Source organism: Anaerotignum faecicola, from assembly GCA_024460105.1.
In the GTDB taxonomy this organism is placed as follows: domain Bacteria; phylum Bacillota; class Clostridia; order Lachnospirales; family Anaerotignaceae; genus JANFXS01.
Window position 1 is genome coordinate 1 of sequence record JANFXS010000425.1, and the last position, 414, is coordinate 414.

General features: G+C 43.5%; 1 protein-coding gene. It reads left to right on the forward strand.

Going from position 1 to position 414, the window contains the following annotated elements:
- Window positions 1-414: hypothetical protein (locus NE664_14695; GenBank protein MCQ4727883.1), on the forward strand; the 414-nt coding region annotated here is incomplete at both ends.

The following is a 414-nucleotide window of genomic DNA, read 5'->3' on the forward strand; positions in this document are numbered from 1 at the left end:
CAACGGGAATGGCATACACTACAGAACTGGGAACGGACCGAAAGGGGAAGCAGTACGAGAGGATTCTGGTCTGGCCGGTCAATGTGTCAAAGTCGGCAAATGGCGCTGTAATAGCGCAGGAAAAAATAAAAACATACCGGATTGCATCAATAAATGCGGATACCGAAGGGGAATATACGATTGGAAGCTTCGATGGAACGGTGTTTAATAAGTCTTTGAATCCGATCGTGGGCAGTCATGGACTTCCCGAATATTATCAGAGATCTGACCAGGTATATAAAAAAGGAGAACCTGTTTATGATATTGATCATGATTACGTAAGATATCGCTACAATGATCTTCTGCCTGCGTTTAACCGGAATGCCTATAAAATTAATAACTGTGGGGAACTGCGAGATATCGGAGAAGAGGAAG